Annotated in this window: 23 protein-coding genes; 21 read left to right on the top strand and 2 right to left on the bottom strand. The window is 71.2% G+C overall.

Annotation, left to right across the window (positions count from 1 at the left end; genetic code table 11):
• Positions 1-31: 31 nt before the first annotated feature.
• The 14 genes from dnaJ (at position 32) to ITJ56_RS11660 (ending at position 14,497) form a co-directional block, all read left to right on the top strand.
• On the top strand, positions 32-1,144 hold the full coding sequence (dnaJ, locus tag ITJ56_RS11725) for a molecular chaperone DnaJ (protein ID WP_194630795.1): 1,113 nt from the start codon (positions 32-34) through the stop codon (positions 1,142-1,144).
• Complete coding sequence (locus tag ITJ56_RS11720; RefSeq protein ID WP_194630794.1) at positions 1,144-1,881, top strand: 16S rRNA (uracil(1498)-N(3))-methyltransferase; 738 nt, start codon at positions 1,144-1,146, stop codon at positions 1,879-1,881. Before dnaJ ends, ITJ56_RS11720 begins: the two co-directional genes overlap by 1 nt.
• Positions 1,882-1,919: 38 nt before the next feature.
• Positions 1,920-2,273 carry a histidine triad nucleotide-binding protein gene (locus tag ITJ56_RS11715; RefSeq protein WP_194630793.1) on the top strand — a complete coding sequence of 118 codons (354 nt, stop codon included), beginning with the start codon at positions 1,920-1,922 and terminating at the stop codon, positions 2,271-2,273.
• On the top strand, positions 2,263-3,405 hold the full coding sequence (locus ITJ56_RS11710; protein WP_194630792.1) for a PhoH family protein: 1,143 nt from the start codon (positions 2,263-2,265) through the stop codon (positions 3,403-3,405). Before ITJ56_RS11715 ends, ITJ56_RS11710 begins: the two co-directional genes overlap by 11 nt.
• Positions 3,402-3,863, top strand: coding sequence for an rRNA maturation RNase YbeY (gene ybeY / locus ITJ56_RS11705; RefSeq protein ID WP_194630791.1), 462 nt, complete (start codon positions 3,402-3,404; stop codon positions 3,861-3,863). The genes ITJ56_RS11710 and ybeY overlap by 4 nt, the downstream gene beginning before the upstream one ends.
• 3 nt (positions 3,864-3,866) lie before the next feature.
• Positions 3,867-5,189, top strand: a complete 1,323-nt coding sequence (locus tag ITJ56_RS11700) for a hemolysin family protein (RefSeq protein ID WP_194630790.1) — start codon at positions 3,867-3,869, stop codon at positions 5,187-5,189.
• Positions 5,186-6,130, top strand: coding sequence for a GTPase Era (era, locus tag ITJ56_RS11695; RefSeq protein ID WP_194630789.1), 945 nt, complete (start codon positions 5,186-5,188; stop codon positions 6,128-6,130). The genes ITJ56_RS11700 and era overlap by 4 nt, the downstream gene beginning before the upstream one ends.
• Before the next feature lie 73 nt (positions 6,131-6,203).
• Entirely contained in the window at positions 6,204-7,439 is a 1,236-nt protein-coding gene (locus tag ITJ56_RS18975; protein ID WP_323749793.1) for a sensor histidine kinase, read from the top strand.
• Positions 7,436-8,125 carry a response regulator gene (locus tag ITJ56_RS11685; protein ID WP_194630788.1) on the top strand — a complete coding sequence of 230 codons (690 nt, stop codon included), beginning with the start codon at positions 7,436-7,438 and terminating at the stop codon, positions 8,123-8,125. Before ITJ56_RS18975 ends, ITJ56_RS11685 begins: the two co-directional genes overlap by 4 nt.
• A gap of 111 nt (positions 8,126-8,236) precedes the next feature.
• Positions 8,237-8,989 (top strand): ABC transporter ATP-binding protein, encoded by a 753-nt coding sequence (locus ITJ56_RS11680; protein WP_194630787.1) that lies wholly within the window; start codon positions 8,237-8,239, stop codon positions 8,987-8,989.
• A complete protein-coding gene (locus ITJ56_RS18970) occupies positions 8,986-10,386 on the top strand; it encodes an ABC transporter permease (RefSeq protein ID WP_194630786.1) in 1,401 nt (466 codons plus the stop codon). Before ITJ56_RS11680 ends, ITJ56_RS18970 begins: the two co-directional genes overlap by 4 nt.
• 444 nt (positions 10,387-10,830) lie before the next feature.
• Entirely contained in the window at positions 10,831-12,606 is a 1,776-nt protein-coding gene (gene leuA / locus ITJ56_RS11670) for a 2-isopropylmalate synthase (RefSeq protein WP_194630785.1), read from the top strand.
• Positions 12,607-12,854: 248 nt separating this feature from the next.
• Positions 12,855-13,703, top strand: coding sequence for a DNA repair protein RecO (recO, locus tag ITJ56_RS11665; protein ID WP_194630784.1), 849 nt, complete (start codon positions 12,855-12,857; stop codon positions 13,701-13,703).
• Positions 13,700-14,497, top strand: a complete 798-nt coding sequence (locus ITJ56_RS11660) for an isoprenyl transferase (RefSeq protein WP_194630783.1) — start codon at positions 13,700-13,702, stop codon at positions 14,495-14,497. Before recO ends, ITJ56_RS11660 begins: the two co-directional genes overlap by 4 nt.
• A gap of 48 nt (positions 14,498-14,545) precedes the next feature.
• On the opposite strand, the gene ITJ56_RS11655 is transcribed toward ITJ56_RS11660, so the two are convergent.
• Positions 14,546-15,493: a LysR family transcriptional regulator gene (locus ITJ56_RS11655; RefSeq protein ID WP_194630782.1), complete on the bottom strand. Its 948-nt coding sequence runs from the start codon at positions 15,491-15,493 to the stop codon at positions 14,546-14,548.
• Positions 15,494-15,563: 70 nt separating this feature from the next.
• On the opposite strand from ITJ56_RS11655, the gene ITJ56_RS11650 reads away from it, so the two are divergent.
• From ITJ56_RS11650 to ITJ56_RS11635, 4 genes are all read left to right on the top strand, one after another.
• The gene (locus tag ITJ56_RS11650; protein ID WP_194630781.1) at positions 15,564-16,619 is read left to right on the top strand and encodes an aminotransferase class V-fold PLP-dependent enzyme; all 1,056 of its coding nucleotides are present in this window, start codon (positions 15,564-15,566) and stop codon (positions 16,617-16,619) included.
• 98 nt (positions 16,620-16,717) lie between these two features.
• Positions 16,718-18,103 (top strand): glycine--tRNA ligase, encoded by a 1,386-nt coding sequence (locus tag ITJ56_RS11645; RefSeq protein WP_194630780.1) that lies wholly within the window; start codon positions 16,718-16,720, stop codon positions 18,101-18,103.
• Between the two features lie 115 nt (positions 18,104-18,218).
• Positions 18,219-18,953: a DsbA family oxidoreductase gene (locus tag ITJ56_RS11640; protein ID WP_194630779.1), complete on the top strand. Its 735-nt coding sequence runs from the start codon at positions 18,219-18,221 to the stop codon at positions 18,951-18,953.
• On the top strand, positions 18,950-19,177 hold the full coding sequence (locus tag ITJ56_RS11635) for a hypothetical protein (protein ID WP_194630778.1): 228 nt from the start codon (positions 18,950-18,952) through the stop codon (positions 19,175-19,177). The genes ITJ56_RS11640 and ITJ56_RS11635 overlap by 4 nt, the downstream gene beginning before the upstream one ends.
• A gap of 8 nt (positions 19,178-19,185) precedes the next feature.
• Here ITJ56_RS11635 and ITJ56_RS11630 read toward each other — a convergent pair whose 3' ends face one another.
• Positions 19,186-19,671, bottom strand: coding sequence for an aminoacyl-tRNA deacylase (locus ITJ56_RS11630; protein ID WP_194630777.1), 486 nt, complete (start codon positions 19,669-19,671; stop codon positions 19,186-19,188).
• Between the two features lie 47 nt (positions 19,672-19,718).
• Between ITJ56_RS11630 and dusB the strand changes: the two genes are divergently transcribed.
• From dusB to dnaG, 3 genes are read left to right on the top strand one after another with little or no spacing between them, the layout of a single operon-like run.
• On the top strand, positions 19,719-20,885 hold the full coding sequence (dusB, locus tag ITJ56_RS11625; protein WP_194630776.1) for a tRNA dihydrouridine synthase DusB: 1,167 nt from the start codon (positions 19,719-19,721) through the stop codon (positions 20,883-20,885).
• The gene (locus ITJ56_RS11620) at positions 20,882-22,186 is read left to right on the top strand and encodes a deoxyguanosinetriphosphate triphosphohydrolase (protein ID WP_194630775.1); all 1,305 of its coding nucleotides are present in this window, start codon (positions 20,882-20,884) and stop codon (positions 22,184-22,186) included. The genes dusB and ITJ56_RS11620 overlap by 4 nt, the downstream gene beginning before the upstream one ends.
• Positions 22,187-22,226: 40 nt before the next feature.
• Complete coding sequence (dnaG, locus tag ITJ56_RS11615; protein ID WP_194630774.1) at positions 22,227-24,146, top strand: DNA primase; 1,920 nt, start codon at positions 22,227-22,229, stop codon at positions 24,144-24,146.
• Positions 24,147-24,217 lie beyond the last annotated feature (71 nt).

Genomic DNA, 24,217 nt, shown 5'->3' with positions numbered 1-24,217 from the left:
GACCGACCGAACACAACCGACTGAGGGATACGTGGCAGACCACTACGACGTCCTCGGCGTCCAGCGAGACGCCTCCGATGCCGACATCAAGAAGGCCTACCGCCGCCTGGCGCGTGAGCTCCACCCGGACGTGAACCCGGCACCCGACGCCGCCGAGCGCTTCAAGGACGTGACGCACGCGTACGACGTGCTGAGCGACCCCGAGCAGCGACGCCGGTACGACGCCGGTCCGCAGGCCGACAGCCCCTTCGGCGGTGGCGCCGGCGGCTTCAGCGACATCTTCGACGCCTTCTTCGGCGGGGGCGGGGGCGGCGGACGCGGGTCCGGCCCGCGCAGCCGTGCCGAGCGCGGGCAGGACGCCCTGCTCCGCATCGAGGTGGACCTGGACGAGGTCGTCTTCGGCACCCACAAGGACGTCGAGGTCGACACGGCCGTGCTGTGCGAGACCTGCCACGGCTCCTGCTGCGCACCCGGCACCAGCCCCCGCACCTGCGACATCTGCGGCGGCTCTGGACACATCCAGCGCCAGGTCCGTTCGCTCCTCGGCAACGTCGTGACGAGCGCACCCTGCGGCACCTGCCGTGGCTACGGCACCGTCATCCCGAGCCCCTGCCCGACCTGCCAGGGACAGGGCCGCGTCCGCGCCCGTCGCACGGTGCCGGTCGACATCCCCGCCGGTGTCGACTCGGGCCTGCGCCTGCAGATGCCCGGCCAGGGCGAGGTCGGTCCGGCCGGTGGCCCGTCCGGCGATCTCTACCTCGAGATCCGCGTGCGCCACGACGACGTCTTCAGCCGCGACGGCGACGACCTGCTCGCGACGCTCGAGGTCGGCCTGACCGATGCGGTGCTCGGTACGACCACCACGATCGACGGTCTCGACGGCCCGGTCGAGCTCGAGATCCGACCCGGTGTGCAGAGCGCCGACGTGCTCGTCATCAAGGACCGCGGCATCACGAAGCTGCGCGGGAACGGCCGCGGCGACCTCCGGGTCGGCGTGCAGGTCGTCACCCCGACCAAGCTGTCCCACAAGGAACGACAGTTGTACGAGCAGCTCGCGAAGTCGCACAAGGCCGCGCCGCCGCAGCTCTCCCGGTTCCAGCAGGGCATGTTCGGCAAGCTCCGCGACCGCTTCTTCAACCACTGATGGCGTCGCTCTACCTCGTCGACTCGCTCGACGGCGTGACGGTCGGTGGCCGGGTGTCGCTCGACGGCGCCGAGGGCCGGCACGCCGTGTCCGTCGCGCGCGTGCGGGTCGGCGAGGTCCTGCGGATCGCGGACGGTCGGGGCACGGTGGTGTCCGGTCCGGTCACCACGCTCGGCAAGGACACGCTGGAGCTCGCGGTCGAGACCGTCGAGCACCAGGACACACCGCGCCCGTCGCTGACCCTCGTGCAGGCCCTGGCGAAGGGCGGACGCGACGAGATGGCGGTGCAGGCTGCGACCGAGATCGGCGTCGACCGGGTCGTCCCGTGGGCGGCCGCGCGGAGCGTCTCCCGTTGGGACGGCCCGAAGGTCGAGAAGGGCCGCGCGCGGTGGGCGGCGATCGCGCACGAGGCCGCGAAGCAAGCCGTCCGACCACGCGTGCCCGCGATCGCACCACTGGTCACGACCGGGCAGCTCGTGCCCGCGCTCGGCGTGGGGGCCGTGGTCGTCGTGCTCGACCCCACCGCCACGGTCCGGCTCGCCGCCTGGGAGCCGCCGTCGGGCGTGGACGACATCGCCCTCGTCGTCGGACCTGAGGGTGGCATCGACGGTGCCGAGCTCGACCGGCTCGAGGCCGCGGGAGCCGTTCGGGTCCGACTCGGCGACAGCGTCCTGCGCACCTCCACCGCCGGCCCGGCCGCACTCGCTGTCCTGCAGGCGCGACTCGGACGCTGGTGAGCCGTACCCCGCCGTCGGGTGCGTCCTACGATGGAGCCATGAGCACCAGTACGCCCAGCATCTTCTCGAAGATCATCGCGCGCGAGATCCCGGCGACCGTCGTCGCCGAGGACGACCGCGTGATCGCGATCGAGGACATCGCCCCGCAGGCACCCGTGCACGTGCTCGTCATCCCCAAGACCGAGCAGTACTCCACCGTCGCCGAGCTCGCAGCGGGGGACCCCGGCCTCCTCGCCCACCTGGTCGCCACCGCGCAGCGCATCGCCGACGAGCGCGCCGACGGCCAGTTCCGTCTCGTCTTCAACACCGGCGAAGCCGCCGGTCAGACCGTGTTCCACGTGCACGCGCACGTACTCGCAGGTGAACTGCAGGAAGGCACCCTTGCCGGATAACGAACCAGCACAGCCCACCGCCGACGACGACCAGCCCGTCTCCGTCGCGCTCCAGGTCGACGGCATCGCCATGGTGCAGCTGCTCGGTCCCCAGGACCGCCTGCTCAAGACCGTCGAACGCCAGTACCCGGGCGTCCGCGTCGTCGTCCGCGGCAACGAGGTCGCGCTGAGCGGCCCCGAGCGGGACGTCGCCCGCGCGAAGGCGCTCGTCGACGAGCTCGTCGGGATGGTCAGGCGCGGGCAGGAGATCGGCCCGGCCGACATCCCGATGTCCGCCCGGATCCTCGACGACGACCGGAAGCCGTCGGACACCTTCGGCACCCCGATCGTGTCGAGCCGCGGCAAGTCGGTGCGCCCGAAGACCGACGGGCAGCGCGCGTACGTCGACGCCATCGACGACAACACCATCACGTTCGGCATCGGACCCGCGGGGACCGGCAAGACGTACCTGGCCATGGCGAAGGCCGTGCAGGCCCTGCAGCGTCGCGAGGTGAACCGGATCATCCTGACGCGCCCCGCGGTCGAGGCCGGCGAACGGCTCGGCTTCCTGCCGGGGACGCTCACCGACAAGATCGACCCCTACCTGCGGCCGCTCTACGACGCCCTGAACGAGATGATGGACCCCGAACTGGTCCCGAAGCTCCTGGCGGCGGGCACGGTCGAGGTCGCTCCGCTCGCGTACATGCGTGGTCGTACCCTGAACGACTCGTTCGTCGTGCTCGACGAGGCGCAGAACACCACGCCCGAGCAGATGAAGATGTTCCTGACCCGTCTCGGGTTCGGTTCGAAGATGGTGATCACCGGCGACATCACCCAGGTCGACCTCCCCGGCAACGTCTCCGGCCTGCGACTCGTGACCCGCATCCTCGAGGACGTCGAGGACATCCACTTCGCCCGACTCGGCAGCGAGGACGTGGTCCGCCACACCCTGGTCGGCCGGATCGTCGACGCGTACACCGTGTACGACGAGGAACGCCTCGCCGAGCAGGCCGGCCACCGTCCCGGTGGCCGCGGCACCGGCCCCGTCGGCAACCTCGACGGGGCGAACCGTGCCGAACGCCGGGGACGTCCGCCGCAGGACCGCCAGCGGCCCCCGTCCCCCCAGAACGACGCCCGAGGAGGCAACCGGTGAGCATCGAGCTCAACAACGAGTCCGGGGTCGAGGTGGACGAGGCGGCGATCCAGCGGCTCGCCGCCTTCGCCCTCGACGCGATGCACGTCCACGCCGACGCGGAGCTCGCCGTCGTCCTGGTCGACGAGGGCGCGATGGAACAGCTGCACGTGCGGTGGATGGACGAGCCCGGTCCGACCGACGTCCTGAGCTTCCCGATGGACGAACTCCGTCCCGGCACCGAAGAGGACCCGACCCCCGCTGGACTCCTCGGTGACATCGTGCTGTGCCCGCAGGTGGCCGAGGAGCAGGCGAAGACGGCCGGTCACTCCAGCACCGACGAGATGCTGCTGCTCACCTGCCACGGGATCCTGCACCTGCTCGGATTCGACCACGCCGAGCCCGACGAGAAGGCCGAGATGTTCGGCCTGCAGGGCGAGATCCTCACCGCCTTCGCCGCGCAGCACCGAGGGCGGTAGCCGATGGTCGTCGTCGCCGGTCTCCTCGCGGTGGCGCTGGTGCTCGTCGTGCTCGGCGGGCTCCTCGCCGCGAGTGACGCCGCGCTGTCGGTGGTCTCCCGTGCCGACCTGGACGAGATCGCCCGTGGCAACAAGCGCCGGCGCGCGATCGAGGCGATCGCGGACGACGTCGGTGCGCACGTCAACGCCCTGAACTTCTTCCGTGTCCTCGCCGAGACCGCCGCCGCGGTGCTCGTCACGATCGCCCTGGTGCGCGCGTTCGACAGCTGGTGGGTGGCGCTCGTCGTCTCGGCCGCGATCATGACCGCCGTCTCGTTCGTGCTCGTCGGCTCGAGTCCGCGCAGCGTCGGCAGGGCCCACGCGGAACGGCTCATCGGCACGACTGGCGGGATCGTCCGTGGTGTCCGCATCGTGCTCGGTCCGCTGGCCGGTCTGCTGGTCCGGATCGGTGACCGGGTGACCCCGGGCCGCGGTCGCAGTGCCTCGACGGTGTCGAGCGAGGAGCAGTTGCTCTCCCTGGTCGACGAGGCCACCGAGAGCAACGTGCTCGAGGACGAGGACCGCGACCTCATCCACTCGGTGTTCGAGTTCAGCGACACCCTGGTGCGCGAGGTCATGGTGCCCCGCACCGACATGCTGACGGTCGACGGCGCCGACACCCTCGCCGCCGCGATGGAGCAGTTCCTGGCCGCCGGCGTGTCCCGGATGCCGGTGACGGGCAAGGACAGCGACGACGTCCGCGGCGTGCTGTACCTCCGTGACGTGGCACGCGCCCTCTACGAACGCCCCGGGTCCGGCACCGAGCGGGTCTCCCGGCTGCTGCGTCCGGCCGAGTTCGTGCCGGAGTCGAAGGCCGCCGACGACACGCTGCGCCACATGCAGGTCGCCAAGAACCACCTGGTCCTGGTCGTCGACGAGTACGGCGGCGTCGCCGGACTCGTGACGATGGAGGACCTCATCGAGGAGCTCGTCGGGGACATCTCCGACGAGTACGACCGCGCGGTCGTCGACCGTGTCGAGGTCGAGCCGGGTGTCTGGCGGGTCTCCGCCCGACTGCCGGTCGACGAACTCGGCGACCTGTTCGGCATCGAGCTCGACGACGACGACGTCGACACCGCCGGTGGCCTGCTCACAAAGGAGCTCGGGCACCTGGCCGTCTCCGGCGAGACCGTGAACGTGTCCGGGGTCGTCCTGACCGCCGACCGTGTCGAGGGCAAGCGCCGCCACCTGATCACCGTGCTCGCCGAACGCACCGACGCCCTGGCGGACATCGAGGACGCTTTCGACGACGCCGAACCCACCACGACGGGAACATCGCACGCATGACCGACACCGACACCGACAGCACCCCCGCCGGATCCGGCAGGCCCTACCGCGCGGGCTTCGTCTCGTTCGTCGGCCGTCCGAACGTCGGCAAGTCCACGCTGACCAACGCCCTGGTCGGCGAGAAGGTCGCGATCACCTCGTCGAAGCCGCAGACCACGCGGCGCGCGATCCGCGGTATCGTGCACCGCCCAGGCGGCCAGGTCATCATCGTCGACACCCCGGGGGTACACCGTCCCCGGACGCTCCTCGGCGAGCGACTGAACGACCTCGTGCAGGCCACCCTGGGCGACGTCGACGTCATCGGGTTCTGCGTCCCGGCGAACGAGCCGATCGGACCGGGCGACCGGTTCATCAACGACACGCTCGACCAGTACCCGCGTGCGAAGAAGGTCGCCATCGTCACGAAGATCGACCGTACCTCGAAGGACCGTGTCGGCGAGCAGCTGCTGGCCGTCTCGAAGCTCCGCGACTGGGATGCCGTGGTCCCGACGTCCGGCACGAAGGGATTGCAGCTCGAGGACCTGCTTGGCGTGGTCACCGCGCTGCTGCCCGAGTCCCCGCAGCTGTACGACTCCAGTGCCGTGACCGAGGAGACCGACGAGGAACGCATCGGCGAACTCATCCGTGAAGCGGCGCTCGAGGGTGTCCGTGACGAGCTGCCGCACTCGCTCGCCGTCGTGATCGAGGACGTCGTCGAACCCGACGAGGACGATGACGCCGACGGGCCCCTGCGCATCTTCGCGAACCTGTTCGTCGAGCGCGACAGCCAGAAGGCGATCGTCATCGGCCACAGGGGCGAGCGCCTGAAGGACGTCGGGTCGCGGGCCCGCGTCGAGATCGAGTCGCTGCTCGGCGGTCGACACGTCTACCTCAACATCCGGGTGAAGGTCGCCAAGGAGTGGCAGCGTGACCCGAAGCAGCTGGGACGCCTCGGCTTCTGATCGACCGGTACCGGCAGCCCGGGTCATCCGGTCGACGGACGCGCCGATGACCCGTCGGCCGTACCGTGGACGGGTGTTCCGACCGATGCTGCGCGCCCAGGTCATCACCGACCTCGTCATCGCCGTCGTGCTCGGCGGCCTGGTGCTGATCGCCAGCGGCAGGGGGCTCGACGGTCCGCTCTCGGTCGTCACCGTCGTCGGGATGACCGGCGCCCTGGCGCTCCGACGACTGTCGCCCGGTCTCGCCCTCGCGGTTGCGTGGGTGTTCGCCGTGTTCGAGATGGTGACTGCCCAGGTGCCGGACCTGTCGAACGTCTTCATCGCCGGTGTCATGTTCACGACGAGTGCCTACGGCAGTCGGCGGATCCGGCTGGCCGGGCTCGTCTCGTCCATCGTCGGTTCCCTGACCGCAGCGGTGTACCTCGGCATCGACGACTACCGGAACCGTCTGACCTTCGAGTCGTCGACGCCCCTGCAGCAGTCCTTGCAGGTCACCGTGTCCTCGTTCGCGGTCGTGCTCCTGCTGCTGCTGCTGCCGTGGCTCGCCGGCCTCGTCGTCCGCACCCGGCGATCGGCGAGCATGAGCCGCGAGGCCCAGCTCCTCGCGGAGCGGGACGCCGCCCGGGCCGACCGTGCGGTCGCCGTCGAGCAGGAGCGCGTGCGCATCGCCCGCGACATGCACGACATCGTCGCCCACTCGTTGGCGGTGGTCATCGCGCAGTCCGACGGTGCCCGGTACGCCCTGAAGGCCGACCCGGCGGTGGCCGACCAGGCGCTCACCACGATCTCGGCCACCGCCCGCCGTGCCCTCGGCGACGTCCGCGAGCTCCTCGGCGCGCTCCGCCACGAGCAGGGCACGGCGCCGACCCCCGACATCGACGACATCGACCGGCTCATCGACGAGATGCGGCGACTCGGGCTCGACGTCCGGGTCGAACGACAGGGGGACCCGTCGGGACTGCCGACCACCACGCAGCTCGCGGTGTACCGGATCGTGCAGGAGAGCCTGACGAACGCGTACAAGCACGGCGAGCCGGGCAGTCCCGTGCGCGCCGCCCTGACCTACCGGCCGGACACCGTCGAGATCGCCGTGGTGAACCGACGCTCGGACGACGGCATCCGTGGGCCCGGTACCGGCCACGGCCTCGTCGGCATGCGCGAGCGTGCCGTGATGACCGGCGGCACCATGACCGCTGGTGCCCGCGGTGACGACTTCGAGGTCGCTGTCCGCATGCCCTCCGTGCCCGCCAGCGGGCAGATGCCCCGCGGCCGCATCACCCCGACCGAGCAGGAGCACACCGCCCGATGACCACGACCTCGCCCACTGAGCACCTGATCCGCGTCGCCCTCGTCGACGACCAGGCGCTCTTCCGCACGGGCATCCGGATGCTCATCGACTCGCAGCCGGACCTGCAGTTCGTCGGCGAGGCCGGGGACGGTGCTGAGGGCGTCGAGCTCGTCCGCCGCACCCGCCCGGACGTCGTTCTCATGGACGTCCGGATGCCGGTGATGGACGGCATCACAGCGACGGCGCACATCGTCGAGCAGTCCGGCACCGACGGCGCGAAGGTGCTCGTCCTGACCACGTTCGACTTCGACGAGGCCGCGGCGAAGGCCATCCGTGCCGGGGCGAGCGGTTTCGTGCTCAAGGACGCCGACCCCGAGTTCCTGCTCGCCGCCGTCCGCACGGTGCACGCCGGCACCGCCGTGTTCGCGGCCTCGGCCACCCGCGAGCTCCTGCGGCGGTACGACGACTCCGTCGAGCGTGCCGTCGCGGTACCGCCGTCGTTCGCGGACCTCACCCCCCGGGAGCGCGAGATCTTCGACCTGGCCGCCAAGGGCTTCAGCAACAGCGAGATCGCGAAGCACGAGTACGTGAGCGAGGCGACCGTGAAGACCCACATCTCACGGGTGCTGACCAAGCTCGGGCTGCGGGACCGCGTGCGGCTCGTCGTCTTCGCCCACGAGCACGGCCTGGTCACGAAGGCGGACTGACGCCACGTCATCCGGAGGGATGAACCCTCCACAGGGAACCGAGCCGACCGGACGATCCACAGGAGCCGACCGACCGACGCGGGAAGGCCTCCCGGCCGTCAGGGTGGGTACATGACCACCAGCCACGCTCCGATCATCCGTCTCGACCACGTGTCCAAGCACTACGGCGACGCATCCCGACGGGTGACGGCGCTCGACGACGTCAGCGTCGACATCGGTGCGGGGGAGTTCACCGCTGTGATGGGCCCGTCGGGTTCCGGCAAGTCGACGCTCATGCACGTCGCGGCCGGTCTCGACGCGGTGTCGGCGGGCCGGATCCGGATCGACGGCGTCGACGTCACCGCCCTCGGTGACAAGGACCTCACCGAGCTCCGCCGGCGTCGGCTCGGGTTCGTGTTCCAGTCGTTCAACCTCGTGCCGACGCTCGACGTCAGCGAGAACATCCGGCTGCCGTTCCTGCTCGGCGGACACAAGCCGTCGCGCGAGGAGACCGCCTGGATCGACCGTCTGGTCGAGATGCTCGGGCTCGGCAACCGCCTGACGCACCGGCCGCACCAGCTCTCCGGCGGACAGCAGCAGCGCGTCGCCATCGCCCGGGCACTCGCCTCACGCCCGGCGGTGGTCGTCGCCGACGAGCCGACGGGCGCGCTCGATTCGCGCACCGGTCGTGACGTGCTCGCGATCCTGCGGGGTGCGGTCCAGGAGTGGGGGCAGAGCGTCGTCATGGTGACGCACGACCCGGTCGCGGCCGCGAACGCGGACCGCATCCTGTTCCTCGCCGACGGCCGGATCATCGCGGACCGCCCCGCGATGGACGCTGGCGCGATCTCCACCACGATGCTCGGGATGGAGGCCGCAGCGTGAACGGTATCCGGTCCTTCGCTCCCACCGTCCTCGTCGCCGCGCTCGGCACCACGTTCGGGTCGGCGCTCGTCATCGCCCCGGGCGTCGTGGCCGAGGCGCTCGGGGCCGCCGGACTCGCCGACCTCGGTCCGATCAAGGCGATTCTGTCCGTGGTCGGCTGGCTGTTCCTCGGCATCGCGCTCTACGTCGGTGCGATCGTCACCGCCAACACGTGTGCGACGCTCATCGCCGGTCAGACCCGCATCATCGCGCTGCAGCGGCTCATCGGTGCCACCGGTGCCACCCTCCGTACCCGGATCACCCGGACGGGTCTCGTCGTCGGGGTGCTCGGCGGGATCAGCGGCGCCGTCGTGGGCACCGCGCTCTCGGCCGTGTTCGTCGTCGTCCTCCGCGGCAACGGGTTCCTGCCCGACACCGATTACACCCTCGTGCCGTGGGAGCTCGTGCTCCCCGTGGTCGCCGTCGTCCTCGCGACCTGGGGCGCGTTCGCCGCGGGGTCCCGCCGCGTACTGACCGTCACTCCGCTCGAGGCGCTGTCCTCGAGCATCGAGCCGAGCCACGACGACGTCCGCTCCGGCACCGCCCGCAAGGTCTGGGCGATCGTGCTCATGGCGGTCGGTGCCGCGCTGGTGCTCCTCGGACTCGCGATCAGCGCCTCGTCGCCGATCGCCGTGCTCCCGGCAGCGCTCGGCGGGTTCGTCTCCTTCGCGGGCGTCGCGGTCGGCGCGACCATCGTGATGCCGCCCGTGCTGCAGCTCATCGGTCGTATCGGCTCGCACGACCCGGTCGTCCTGCTCGCCGGGCGCAACGCGATGCGGGCGCCGGGCCGGTCCTCCCGAGCCACGATCGGGCTCGTCATCGGGGTGACCCTGCTGGTCACCTTCGCGGTGGCGCTCGGGATCATGCAGCACGTGCTCGAGACCCAGATGCGGGCGATGAGCGAGGGGAGTGCAACGCCCCAGATGATCGAGGCGCAGCGCGAGCTCTTCGTCCAGATCAACGCGGTGGTCAGCGTGATCGTCGGGTTCTCCGCCGTGATCGCGGCCGTCGGTGTGGTGAACGCCCTCGCCCTCGGGGTGCTCCAGCGGCGACGCGAACTCGGGCTGCTCCGTGTGCTCGGGCTGACCGCGGCGCAGGTCCGCCGGATGATCGTCACCGAGGCCGTGCAGATGGTCGTGGCGGCCGTCGTCTCGGGGCTCGTGCTCGGCACCCTGTACGGCTGGGTCGGCGGACAGACGCTGCTCGGCTCGCTCGGGACGCCCGTGGCACCGGTGCTGCCGCCGCTGACCATCGGCATCGTGGTGATCGGCGCGCTGGTCCTGGCGGTCGTCGCCACCATCGCCCCGGTGCGGCGCGCGATGCGCGTCCCGCCGACCGAGGCGCTCGCGGTCGACTGACGCGTCGCCCTGGTCGCACCGCGCGACGACACGGGAGGCCCGGGGCCAGCTGGCACCGGGCCTCCCGTCCGTGGTGGGGTCGCGCGGACGTGCCGTGCACGGCCCAGCCATGCCGCTCACGTCCGCCGAGGTGTCACGAACCGTCGTCTGGACGCGGCCCGGGCGACAGAACGGGACCTCTCGGCGACGGGCCCGCGGCATGTCTCGACCACTCGGCACCCCACTCGGCAGCCCACTCGGCAGCCCCACTCGGAAGCGCCGGGCGGTCCCGCGTCACACGCTTGCGCCAGCCTGGTTCACCGGTGCTACCGTGGGTGTCGATGTACTCGGCACTCCTCCTCCTTCGCTGCCGCGACGAGGCCTGACACTCCGGCCCACCTCGTCGCGGAGTCCGTCGTGGCCGCACCGCAAGAGCTCACGATCACGCGACGAAAGCGACGAACGATGCAGAACACGCAGCAGCCCTCCGGGATGCCGATCCACAAGTACGTGCCCTTCCACGAGCAGATCAGCGTCGACCTGCCCGACCGCACCTGGCCTGCCAAGCGCATCGACAAAGCCCCGCGCTGGTGCGCCGTGGACCTGCGTGACGGCAACCAGGCCCTCATCGACCCGATGGACGCCGAGCGCAAGCGTGCGATGTTCGACCTCTTGGTCGGCATGGGCTACAAGGAGATCGAGGTCGGGTTCCCGAGCGCCTCGCAGACCGACTTCGACTTCGTCCGGTCGCTGATCGACGAGGGCGCCATCCCCGACGACGTCACGATCCAGGTGCTGACCCAGGCGCGTGAGCACCTCATCCAGCGCACCTACGAGGCGATCGACGGCGCGAAGCAGGCCATCGTCCACCTGTACAACTCGACGTCGATCGTGCAGCGCGAGGTCGTGTTCCGCACCGACGTGCAGGGCGTGGTGGACATCGCGGTCGCCGGCGCGAAGCTCTGCAAGGCGGCAGAAGCGACCCTGCAGCACGACACCACGATCTACTACGAGTACTCGCCGGAGTCCTACACGGGCACCGAGCTCGAGGTCGCGTTGGAGATCTGCAACGCCGTCCTCGAGGTCTTCGAGCCGACGCCGGAGCGCCAGGTCATCATCAACCTGCCCGCGACCGTCGAGATGGCGACGCCGAACGTCTACGCCGACTCCATCGAGTGGATGTCCCGCAACCTCGCGCACCGACAGAACGTCATCCTGTCGCTGCACCCGCACAACGACCGCGGCACCGCGGTGGCGGCCGCAGAGCTCGGGTACCTGGCCGGCGCTGACCGCATCGAGGGCTGCCTGTTCGGGAACGGTGAGCGCACCGGCAACGTCGACCTGGTCGCCCTCGGCATGAACCTGTTCACCCAGGGCATCGACCCGGAGATCTCCTTCGCCGACATCGACCAGGTGAAGCGCACGGTCGAGTACTGCAACCAGCTGCCCGTGCCGGAGCGCCAGCCGTGGGCGGGTGACCTCGTGTACACGGCGTTCAGTGGCTCGCACCAGGACGCGATCAACAAGGGCTTCGAAGCGATGAAGGCCAAGGCCGCCGCCGCCGGCAAGGACATCGACGAGATCGCGTGGGCGGTGCCGTACCTGCCCGTCGACCCGAAGGACATCGGCCGCTCGTACGAGGCCGTCATCCGCGTCAACTCGCAGTCCGGCAAGGGCGGTGTCGCGTACCTGCTCAAGACCGACCATGCGCTCGACCTGCCGCGCAAGCTGCAGATCGAGTTCTCCGGTGTCGTGCAGCGGCACACGGACTCCGAGGGCGGCGAGTTCTCGTCGCAGCGCATCTGGGACGTGTTCCAGGACGAGTACCTGCCCGCCTCGATCGACGACGAGAAGTGGGGCCGGTACGAGCTCACCAAGACTGCGACGTCGAGCGACTTCGAGGGCACGACCTCGCTGTCGGTCGCGCTCCGGGTCGACGAGGGCGCGATCACGGCCGAGGCCGTCGGCACCGGTCCGATCGACGCGTTCCTCAAGGTGCTGGCCGACCAGGGTGTCCAGGTCACGCTGTACGACTACTCGGAGCACACGATGAGCGCCTCCGGTGACGCGAAGGCCGCGTCCTACGTCGAGCTCGACGTCGACGGCGTGCGCCTCTGGGGCGTCGGCATCGACGCCGACATCTCGACGGCGTCGCTCAAGGCGATCGTCTCCGCGGTGAACCGCGCGGTGCGCGCGGGTGCGGCCACCGGCGCCGACGCGCCGGAGCTCGTCTCCGCCTGAAGTCGTCTCCGCCTGAGCAGGTGACCACGCCGGGAGGCGCAGGTGCGGGGCAGTCCCGCACCTGCGCCTCCCATCCGTGCGCACGTTCACTTCCTGACGCAAGACGCCGTCGTGTTGTCGAGACGCCACCGAAAGTCGCGGCGTCTCGACGAGCGCGCGGCGTCGGGCGACGTCGACGGCGTCTTGTTGCAGCCACCGCCGCACGAGCACCGCGATCGGGTGTCGGCGGGGCGGGGGATACTGGTGAGATGCCGTTGTACCGGGACGAGTGCGTCGTGTTGCGCACCCACAAGCTCGGTGAGGCCGACCGCATCGTCACGATGCTCTCCCGGCAGCACGGCAAGATCCGCGCGGTGGCCAAGGGCGTGCGGCGGACCGCGTCGAAGTTCGGCAGCAGGCTCGAACCGTTCATGGTCGTCGACGCCCAGTTCTACGAGGGCCGGTCGCTCGACATCGTCACCCAGGCGGAGTCCCTCGGCGCGTACGGGGCGCAGATCGTCGCCGACTACGGCGCGTACACCGCGGCCAGCGCCATGGTCGAGACCGCCGACCGACTGAGCGAGGCCGACGCCGGGCTGCAGCAGTACCTGTTGCTCGTCGGGGCGCTCCGGTCCCTGTCGCGCGGTGAGCACCAGTCCAGCGCGACCCTCGACTCCTACCTGCTCCGCGCGATGAGCATCGCCGGGTGGGCGCCCTCGTTCAGCGACTGTGCGGTGACGGGGGAGCCCGGCCCGCACTCGGCGTTCGTGGTGCAGCTCGGTGGTGTCGTCGCCGACCGTGCGGCGCCCCCGGGCACGCCGCGGCTCGACCCGGCGACGCTCGGGGTGCTCGGCTCCCTGCTCGCCGGAGACTGGGCAACGGTCGACGCCACCGACGAGCGGACGCGTTCGCGGGCCTCCGGCGTGGTCGCGGCCTACGCCCAGTGGCACCTGGAACGATCGCTCCGGTCCCTGCCGCACGTCGACCGCTCCGAACACCCGATGCCGGTGCCGCAGACCCACGGCGGACCAGAGGCGACGGCGCGCGCGGTGGCTTCCACCCCCGCACCCGCCCTGCCCGACCCCGATCCCGCTGTCGAAGGAGCCCCCACCGCATGAGCCCCCGCCGCCCCGACGACGTCGAACCGTTCCGCCCGATCGACTGGACCGGCGAGACGCCCCCGGCGATCCCGGCCCGGTTCGTGCCGGAGCACGTGGCCATCGTCATGGACGGCAACGGCCGGTGGGCGAACGGCCGCGGTCTGACCCGGATCGAGGGGCACAAGGCTGGCGAGGCCTCGCTGCTCGACGTCGTCGCCGGCGCGATCCAGATCGGTGTCGGGCACGTGTCGGCGTACGCGTTCTCGACGGAGAACTGGAAGCGTTCTCCTGAAGAAGTGCGGTTCCTGATGGGCTTCAACCGCGACGTCATCCGGCGCCGGCGCGACCAGTTGCACGAGTGGGGCGTCAAGGTGCGGTGGGCCGGACGGCGTCCGAGGCTCTGGCGGAGCGTGATCGACGAACTCGAGACCGCCGAGCGGATGACCGCGGGCAACGACGTGCTCACGCTGACGATGTGCGTGAACTACGGCGGCCGGAACGAGATCGTCGACGCCGTGCGGGGCATGGCCGAGGACGTCGCCGCCGGACGCCTGAAGCCGAGCCAGGTCACCGAGAAGGCACTGGCGAAGCGGCTGTACGTGCCCGATATGCCCGACGTCGACCTGTTCCTCCGGAGCTCGGGGGAGCAGCGCACGAGCAACTTCCTGCTGTGGCAGTCCGCCTACGCCGAGATGGTGTTCCTCGACCGGCTCTGGCCGGACTTCCGTCGCACCGACCTGTGGGGTGCGATCGAGGAGTACGCGAGCCGGGACCGACGGTACGGCGGCGCGGTGGACACCCCAACGGCCTGAGTCGACCCCGCCGCGGTCGACGGGCCGGCCACCGACCACGAACCACCCTCAGCGCGGCAGCGGGCCATCGAGCAGGTGCGCCGATGCCCGGACCGCCTCGAGCGTCGCCCGGACGCTCGGCACGCGCTCGGCCCCGCGGGCCACGACGACCTCGACCCGTCGGGCCAGGTCGTCGTCCACGGCATCGATCGCGACCTCGGCGGGGATCACCGTCGTCACGAGCGCCAGCCGGGGGAGCAGCGCCACCCCGAGCCCGGCGGCGACGAGCCCCACCACCGCCGCGGCGTTGTCGGTCTCGAGCACGATGTCCGGCGTGAACCCGGCGGTCGCGCACGATGCGAGCAGGTGCCCCCGGCAGCGCGGACAGCCGCCGATCCACCGCCCGTCGCGGTGGGACGCGAGGTCCACGACGGTGGAGCCGGCGGGGCGGATCCGCTCAGCGCCTCCTGGCTCGACCGGAGTCACCAGCGCGAGCGGGTCGCGACCGAGTGCCCGGGTGACGAGTCCCGGGTCCGGGGTGGTTCCGACCTCGTCGCCGACGTAGGTGAAGGTGAGGGCGGCGTCGACCTCGCCGCCGCGCAGGAGTTCGAGTGCCTCGGGCGGTTCGACCTCGATGTACGAGGTCGTCACGCCCGGCGCCGTCGTCGCCAGTCGCGCGAGCACCGCGGGCACGAGGGTGGAGGAGGCGCTCGGGAACCCGGCGAGCCGCACCCGACCACGGGTGAGGCCACCGACGGCGTCCAGGTCCTCGCGCGCGGCGGTCAGCGCGGCCTGCACGTGCAGGGCGTGGGCGGCGAGCACCTGGCCGGCCTGCGTGAGCGTCGCGCCGCGTCCGCCACGCAGGACGAGCGCGTGCCCGAGGCGCTGTTCGGCGCGTGTCAGCAGCTGGCTGACGGCGGGTTGGCTCGACCCGAGCGCGGCGGCGGCTCGGGTGATCGACCCACCGTCGGCCACGGCGCGGAGGACCCGGAGCAGCTGGGGTTCGATGTCGTCCATCACGCGATGTTACCGGCTGCACAACGAATTGGCCCTGGTGTGATGGGCTGCCAGCCGCGACGCTGGCCCCATGGACTCCTTCCCCGCCGGCCGTGGCTACCTCGCGGCGTGCACCGCGGGCCTGCCGACCCGTGCCACCCTCGCCGCCCAGCGAGCCGACCTCGACGCGTGGTCCCGCGCCGAGACGTCACCGGCCGGCTACGGAGCCCTGGTCGAGGAGGGGCGCGAACTGTTCGCGGCCCTGGTCGGGGTCCCGGCAGCGCGGGTGGCGACCGGCTCGCAGACCTCGGTGATGGCCGCGGTCGTCGCGGACGCCCTGCCCGACGCCGCCGAGGTGGTCGTGCCCGACGGCGACTTCAGCTCCGTGGTCTTCCCGTTCCTCGCCCAGGCCCACCGCGGCGTGCGGGTCCGGAGCGTCCCGCTCGACCGGCTCGCCGCCTCCGTCGGGCCCGACACCGCCCTCGTCGCCTGGTCCGCGGTGCAGTCCGCCACGGGTGTCGTCACCGACCCGGACCCGGTCGTCGCTGCCGCCCGACGCGTCGGCGCCCTGACGCTGTGCGACCTGACGCAGGCGGCCGGCGTCCTGCCCGTCGACGCTGCCCCGTTCGACGTGACGCTCACCCATGCCTACAAGTGGCTCTGCGCACCGCGTGGGGTCGCCTTCATGACGCTCTCCGACACCGCCCTCGGTCGGCTCCGTCCTGTGCAGGCCGGCTGGTACGCCGGGGAGGACGTGTGGTCCTCCTGCTACGGCCCCGCCATGCACCTGGCCGCCGACGCCCGTCGATTCGACGTCTCGCCCGCCTGGCAGGCATGGCCGGGCGCCGTGGCCGCGCTCCGGCACGCTGTCTCGCTCGACCAGCAGGCGGTCTGGAGGCACGCCACCGGTCTCGCAGATCGGCTGTGCGACGCGCTCGGGTCGCCGCGGCAGGGCGACGGGCAGGCGATCGTGACGTTCGCGGACACCGACGGGTCGGCCCTCCGTGCCCTCACCGCCGCGGGGCTCACCGCCTCCGGGCGCGCCGGTCGACTGCGCATCGCGTTCCACCTGTGGAACGACGAGCCGGACGTGACCGACGTGGCGGCCGCGCTGGCCGGGCTGGGACCGCGCACGTCGGGATCGTGACGACGAACGGCGGCGCTGGGACGGGCCTCCCGGGCCGGTAGTCTTGCCCGGACCGTTTCCGCACCGAGCACCCAGCTCGGCGACCTCTGGAGCACCCTTTGGCACAGCCCTCCCGTCTCGACAGCGTCATCGCCCTGGCCAAGCGCCGCGGCTTCGTCTTCCAGTCGGGTGAGATCTACGGAGGCTCCCGCTCCGCGTGGGACTACGGGCCCCTCGGTGTGGAGCTCAAGGAGAACATCAAGCGCCAGTGGTGGCAGCGGTTCGTCCGCGGCCGCGGTGACATGGTCGGCCTCGACTCCGCGGTGATCCTGCCCCGCAAGGTGTGGGAGGCCTCCGGGCACGTCGCGACCTTCACCGACCCGCTGGTGGAGTGCCTGCACTGCCACCACCGGTTCCGCGAGGACCACCTGCTCGAGGCGTTCGAGGCGAAGAAGGGCCGTGCCCCCGAGGGCGGCATGGCCGAGATCGCCTGCCCGAACTGCGGCACCCGCGGCGAGTGGACCGAGCCCCGTGAGTTCTCCGGCATGCTCAAGACCTACCTCGGCCCGGTCGAGTCGGAAGAGGGCCTGAACTTCCTGCGCCCCGAGACCGCCCAGGGCATCTTCGTCGACTTCGCGCAGGTCGTGACCACCAGCCGCATGAAGCCCCCGTTCGGCATCGGCCAGGTCGGCAAGGCCTTCCGCAACGAGATCACGCCCGGCAACTTCATCTTCCGCACACGCGAGTTCGAGCAGATGGAGATCGAGTACTTCGTGCCGCCGGCCTCGGCCCAGGAGCACTACGAGCAGTGGATCGCCGACGCCGTCGCGTTCTACACCGACCTCGGCATCGACCCCGAGAACCTCCGTCGCTTCGACGTGCCGGACGGCGAGCGGGCGCACTACTCGGACGCCACCGCCGACATCGAGTACCGCTTCGGCTTCACCGGCTCGGAGTGGGGCGAGCTCATGGGCGTCGCGAACCGCACCGACTTCGACCTGAACAACCACATCGAGGCGTCCGGCCAGGACCTCCGGTTCTTCGACCAGGCGGCCAACGAGAAGTACGTGCCCTACGTCATCGAGCCGTCGTTCGGTCTGACCCGCGCGCTCATGGCGTTCCTGCTCGACTCGTACCACGAGGACGAGGCCCCGAACGCGAAGGGCGGCGTCGACAAGCGCACGGTCCTGCGCCTCGACCCGCGCCTGGCCCCGGTGAAGGCCGCCGTCCTGCCGCTGTCGCGCAACGAGCAGCTGTCGCCCGTTGCCCGCGGCCTGGCCGACGACCTGCGCAAGAACTGGAACGTGGACTTCGACGACGCCGGTGCCATCGGCCGTCGTTACCGTCGCCACGACGAGATCGGGACGCCGTTCTGCATCACGGTCGACTTCGACACCCTCGAGGACAAGGCCGTCACGGTGCGCGAGCGCGACACCATGGGCCAGGAGCGGGTCGCCCTCGACCAGCTGCAGGGCTACCTGGCGCAGCGGTTGCTCGGCGCGTAGACGCGTCGCGGGCATCGGAACCTGGTTCCGGACACAGCACCACGCGGATCCACGGTGCGGTGTCCGGAACCAGGTTCCGCGGGAATGGGCATGCACGCCGTGCGTTGGCATCAGCATGAACGACTCCGTGAAGGTCGATGTCTGGTCGGACATCGCCTGCCCCTGGTGCTACATCGGCAAGCGCAAGTTCGAGGCCGGCGTGGTCGCGTTCGGTGCCTCGAGCGAGGGCCGTCCCGTCGAGGTCGAGTACCACTCCTTCGAGCTGAGCCCGGACACCCCCGTCGACTTCGAGGGGACCGAGGCCGAGTTCCTCTCCGGCCACAAGGGCATGCCCGTCGACCAGGCGCAGCAGATGCTCGACCAGGTCGGTGCGATCGCCGCCGGCGTCGGTCTCGAGTACGACTTCGACCGGATGCACCACACGAACACGGTCAAGGCACACCAGGTCATCCACCTGGCCAAGCAGCACGGCAAGCAGCTCGACATGGTCGAGCGCCTGTTCACCGCCTACTTCGAGCGCGGTGAGCACGTCGGCCAGGAGTCCTCGCTGGCCGACCTCGCGGCGGAGATCGGCATCGACCGCGACGAGGTCCTCAGCACCCTTCGCGACGACTCGCAGCTCGCGGCCGTCCGCGCCGACCAGGCCCAGGCGCAGGCGTACGGCATCAACGGTGTCCCGTTCTTCGTCATCGACGGCAAGTACGGAGTCTCGGGCGCCCAGGACCCGTCGGCGTTCGAGCAGGTGCTCCGCCAGGTGGTGGCGCTCCGCGAGACGACGCCGGAGGAGGTCGCCTCGGCGACCGAACGCGCCACGGACGACGCGAGCGCAGATGTGGCGGCGACCCGATGACGCACACGACCATCAACGACCAGGGCGCTGTGCGCCTCCAGGCCGCGTCGTCGGTGCGGTCCGTGCCGGACGCGCTCACGGGGCTTCCCGGCCTGGAGGCGCGCCCCGCGTTGCTCACCCTCGTCACGCCCGGCGGTGCGCCGGTCTGCGAAGGCGACGCGTGCCTGATCGACGCCGGCTCCTTCGCCGGAGCCGAGGGCGACTGGTCCGAGGTGCCGGACTGACGGTGCCGTCAGGCGCGCTGCGGTTCCTCGTCGGTGATGTCGTCGACCGTCGCCGCGTAGGCCGCGATGAGGGCGTCCGCGTCGACGAAGGCGCTCGCGCCGTGCCGGCCCGCCCCCAGGGCGACGCGGCGGCCGACGATGCGCTCGTCGGCGTAGACCGGCAGGTCGCCCGTCGCGCCGATCGGCGTGATCGTGCCGCGCTCGTAGCCGGACGCCTGGAGCGCGGTGGTGGCGTCTGGCATCGAGAGCTTGTTCACGCCGACGACCGTGCGGAGCTTCTTCCACGCGATGCTGCGGCCGCCGGGTACCAGGGCGAGCAGGAACCCGCCGTCGTGGCGCTTGACCACCAGGGTCTTGACGATGTCGCCGGGCTCGATGCCGAGCAGGTCGGCGGCCTCGTGCAGGGAGTTCGCGGCCGGGCGCTCGACGACTTCGACCGGCAGGCCGCGGGCCTGGGCGTCGGCGTCGAACCTGGTGCTGGCGTCGGTCGTCATGTGGAGAACGCTACCGGCGTGCGCCGACGTGGGAAGATGGGACAGGTATGACGATCACACAAGCACCCGCCTCGCGAGTCGGCGGCCCCCTGCGCATCGGCCCGATCGAGGTCGACGTGCCGGTCGTGCTCGCGCCGATGGCGGGGATCACGAACATGGCGTACCGCCGGCTCTGCCGCGAGTACGGCGCCGGCCTCTACGTGTGCGAGATGATCACCTCGCGTGCGCTGGTCGAACGGACCCCGGTGTCGATGCAGCTCATCCAGCACCACGAGTCCGAGACCCCGCGGTCCATCCAGCTGTACGGCGTCGAGCCGAACACCGTGGCCGAGGCGGCGTCGATCCTGGTGGGCGAGGACCGCGCTGACCACATCGACCTGAACTTCGGGTGCCCGGTGCCGAAGGTCACGCGCAAGGGCGGCGGGGCCGCGCTGCCGTGGAAGCTCGACCTGTTCCGCGAACTCGTCACCAAGACCGTTCGTGCCGCCGGTGACGTCCCGGTCACCGTGAAGATGCGCAAGGGCATCGACGAGGACCACCTGACCTACCTCGACGCTGCCCGCATCGCTCGAGACGCCGGCGTCGCCGCCGTCTCGCTGCACGCGCGCACCGCGAGCGAGCACTACTCCGGGCAGGCCGACTGGTCGGCGATCGCCACCCTGAAGCAGACCGTCACCGACATCCCGATCCTCGGCAACGGCGACATCTGGTCCGCTGCCGACGCGCTCCGGATGATCGACGAGACCGGCGCCGACGGTGTGGTCGTCGGGCGCGGGTGCCTCGGCCGTCCGTGGCTCTTCGGCGACCTGGCCGCGGCGTTCCGCGGCGAGGGCCTCCGCTACATGCCGACCCTGGGCGAGGTCGCGGACGGGTTCCGGCGGCACGCCGAACTGCTCGTCGAGTTCTTCGGCTCGGAAGAGCACGCCTGCCGCGACATCCGGAAGCACGTGGCCTGGTACTTCAAGGGGTACCCGATCGGCAGCGACGTGCGGTCCGGCCTGGCGATGGCATCGAGCCTGCAGGAGATCGACGACTTCCTCGGCCAGCTCGACCACGACGCGCCCTACCCCGGCGCCGATGCCGAGGGGCCGCGCGGTCGTGCCGGTCACCCGAAGCGCACCGCCCTGCCCGACCGTTGGCTCGACAGCCGCGACGTCGACGCCGAGTTCCGCAAGGTCCTGGCCGCCGCCGAGCTGCACCACAGCGGCGGATGAGCGCCATCTCCTCGTACGGGCCGGCCGACGCCGAGCGGTGGCTCCCGGAAGAGCACGGCGGCCGCCGATCGGACTTCGCCCGGGACCGCGCCCGACTGCTGCACTCGAGTGCGCTCCGACGTCTCGCCGCGAAGACCCAGGTGCTCAGCCCGACCGCGGGGCTCGACTTCGCCCGGAACCGGCTGACGCACTCGCTCGAGGTCGCGCAGGTCGGGCGTGAGCTCGCCGACTCCCTCGGGCTGGACCCCGACGTGGTGGACACGGCGTGCCTGGCGCACGACATCGGACACCCGCCGTTCGGGCACAACGGCGAGACGGCCGTGAACGCCTGGGCCACCGGGATCGGCGGCTTCGAGGGAAACGCGCAGACGCTGCGGCTGCTGACACGGCTCGAGCCGAAGGTCTACGGGGTCCGCCCCGGCGCCGGTGGTGCAGACGTCGAGCGTCCGTTCGGGCTGAACCTGACCCGTGCGTCGTTGGACGCCAGCTGCAAGTACCCGTGGCCCGCTGCGCAGGGTGTCTCCGAGGCGTCGTCCGGGCGCACCAAGTTCGGCTTCTACGACGACGACCACGACGCCTTCGAGTGGCTCCGCGCCGGGGCTCCGCGTCGCCAGCGGTGCATCGAGGCGCAGGTCATGGACCTCGCCGACGACATCGCGTACTCGGTGCACGACTTCGAGGACGCCGTCGTCGCGGGGTTCATCGACGTCGCCGCGCTGGGGGACCGGGTCGGCGAGAACGACATCGTGAGCGCCATGCACGCCTGGGTGGGTGACGACCTCAGTCGTGACGAGCTGCTCGAGGCGTTCGACCGACTCCGGGCGCTGCCGCTGTGGATGACGGCGTACGACGGGTCCCGCCGCGACGCAGCACGTCTGAAGAACCTGACGTCGCAGCTGATCGGGCGCTTCGCCCGCACCGCGACGGCAGCCACGCGCGAGTCCTACGCCTCCGGCTCCCTCGTCCGTTTCGCCGCGTCCGTGGTCACCCCGCCGGAGATCATCGGCGAGATCGCGGTGCTCAAGGGCATCGTGGCGGCGTTCGTGATGACCCAGGGCGACCGTCAGCCCGTGTACGAGGACCAGCGCCGGGTGCTCACCGAACTGCTCGACGCGCTGGCTGCCACCGGAGCATCCGACCTCGAGCCGGGCTTCGCCGCCGACTGGCACGCCGCCGGCGACGACTCCGGACGCCTGCGCGCCGTGGTCGACCAGGTCGCGAGCCTGACCGACCAGGGAGCCTTCGCCTGGCACCGCCGACTCGTGGTCGGTGACCGTGATCCCGTCCACATCGCCGTCTGACCGGTCCGCCGCCGTCGGTCCCACGAACTAGGATCGAGGGGTGGCTGGCAGGATCGCGCGGAACGACATCGACGAGGTCCGCTCGCGTGTCAACATCGCCGACGTCGTGGGCGACTACGTCACGCTGAAGCACGCGGGCGTGGGGTCGATGAAGGGGCTGTGCCCCTTCCACGACGAACGCTCCCCGTCGTTCCACGTCCGGCCCCAGGTCGGCCGGTACCACTGCTTCGGCTGCGGCGAGGACGGGGACGTCTTCAGCTTCATCATGGCGCAGGACCACACCACCTTCGCCGAGGCGGTCGAGCGCATGGCGGCGAAGATCGGCTTCACGCTGCACTACGAGGAGGGCGACGGGCCCCGCACCGACTACAACACCCGTGCTCGGCTCATCGCCGCCAACGAGGCGGCGCTCGAGTACTACACGGCACAGCTCACCACGGCGTCGGCCGACCCCGCCCGTCGGTTCCTGGGGGATCGCGGGTTCGACCCTTCGGCCGCGCAGCACTTCGGTGTCGGCTTCGCGCCGAAGTCGTACGACATGCTCAAGGACCACCTGCGCGGGCGCGGGTTCACGATGGAAGAGCTCATCTCCGCCGGGCTCGTCAGCCAGGGCGACCGCTCGCCGTACGACCGGTTCCGCGGGCGGTTGATGTGGCCCATCCGCGACGTCACCGGGGCGACGATCGGGTTCGGCGCCCGTCGGCTGCTCGAGGACGACAAGGGCCCGAAGTACCTCAACACGCCCGAGACCCCGATATACCACAAAAGCCAGGTGCTGTACGGCCTCGACCTCGCCCGCCGTGACATCTCGAAGCAGAAGCAGGTCGTCATCGTCGAGGGCTACACCGACGTCATGGCCTGCCACGTGGCGGGGGTCACCACCGCGGTCGCCACCTGCGGCACGTCGTTCGGTGTCGAGCACATCAAGGTGCTGCGACCGATGCTCGGAGATCTGGCCGGTGCCGACCCGAACGCCAACGGCGAGGTCGTGTTCACCTTCGACCCGGACGAGGCGGGACAGCGTGCGGCCTCCCGCGCCTTCGCCGAGGAGCAACGGTTCGCCGCGCAGACCTACGTCGCCGTCGCCCCCGGTGGCCTCGACCCGTGCGACCTCCGGCTCGCCCGTGGTGACGACGCCATCCGGCGCCTGGTCACGAACAAGCGTCCGATGTTCGAGTTCATGATCCGGCGCACCCTCGACGGTCACGACCTCGAGACCGTCGAGGGGCGCGTCGGTGCCCTCCGCGCGGCTGCGCCCGTCCTCGCGGGCATCCGTGACCGGTCGCTCACGCAGGGTTACGTCCGCGAACTCGCCGGCTGGCTCGGCATGGAGATGCCCGAGGTCCGCCGGGCAGTCGAGACCGCACGTCGGCGTGCGGATTCGGCGGGTCAGGGCGATCGGTCGGGAGGCCCGGGGCACGACGGTCGCGCCGGTCGCGCCATCGACGGGGCCGCAGTGGTCGAGGAGCCCGTCGCCGGGATCCGCTCGCTGCCGAACGACCCCATCAGCCGCATGGAGCGGGACGCCGTGATGGCGATGGTGCAGCAGCCGACGTCCGTCGGGGCGCCGTTGCTCGGGCTCGCCGCCTCGGCCACGTTCTCCTCACCGATGCTCGCCGTGGTGCGGGACGCCGTCGTTGCCAACGTGGACGTCATCGGGGCGGGCGACTGGCTCGACCGCCTGCTCGCCGACGTGCCCGAGCCGCTCCGGACCCTGACGCACGAACTCGCCCTCGCACCGATCCCCGCGCGCAACGCCGAGGACCTGGCGGCCTACTGCCGGAGCATCGTCGTGGCCCTGGTCGAGCGGGACATGCTGGCCCGCAAGGCCTCGTTGCTCGGGCAGTTGCAGCGCGCCGACCCGCACGAGCAGGCCGAGCGCCGCGCCGAGATCCAGCGGCAGCTCGTCGAGATCGACGCGCAGCGGATGCGGTTGCGCGCCGACGCCGAGGCTTCCTAGCTGTACTGCCCAGGGACGTTGGTCAACCGTGTGATGGGTGACCGGTTCCCGATGGCGGTGTGGGGCCGGTG

The organism is Curtobacterium sp. VKM Ac-1376 (assembly GCF_015351025.1).
Classification (GTDB): Bacteria; Actinomycetota; Actinomycetes; order Actinomycetales; family Microbacteriaceae; genus Curtobacterium.
Note: the sequence above shows the minus strand (reverse complement) of the source record. Positions and strands in the feature narration are given on the sequence as shown.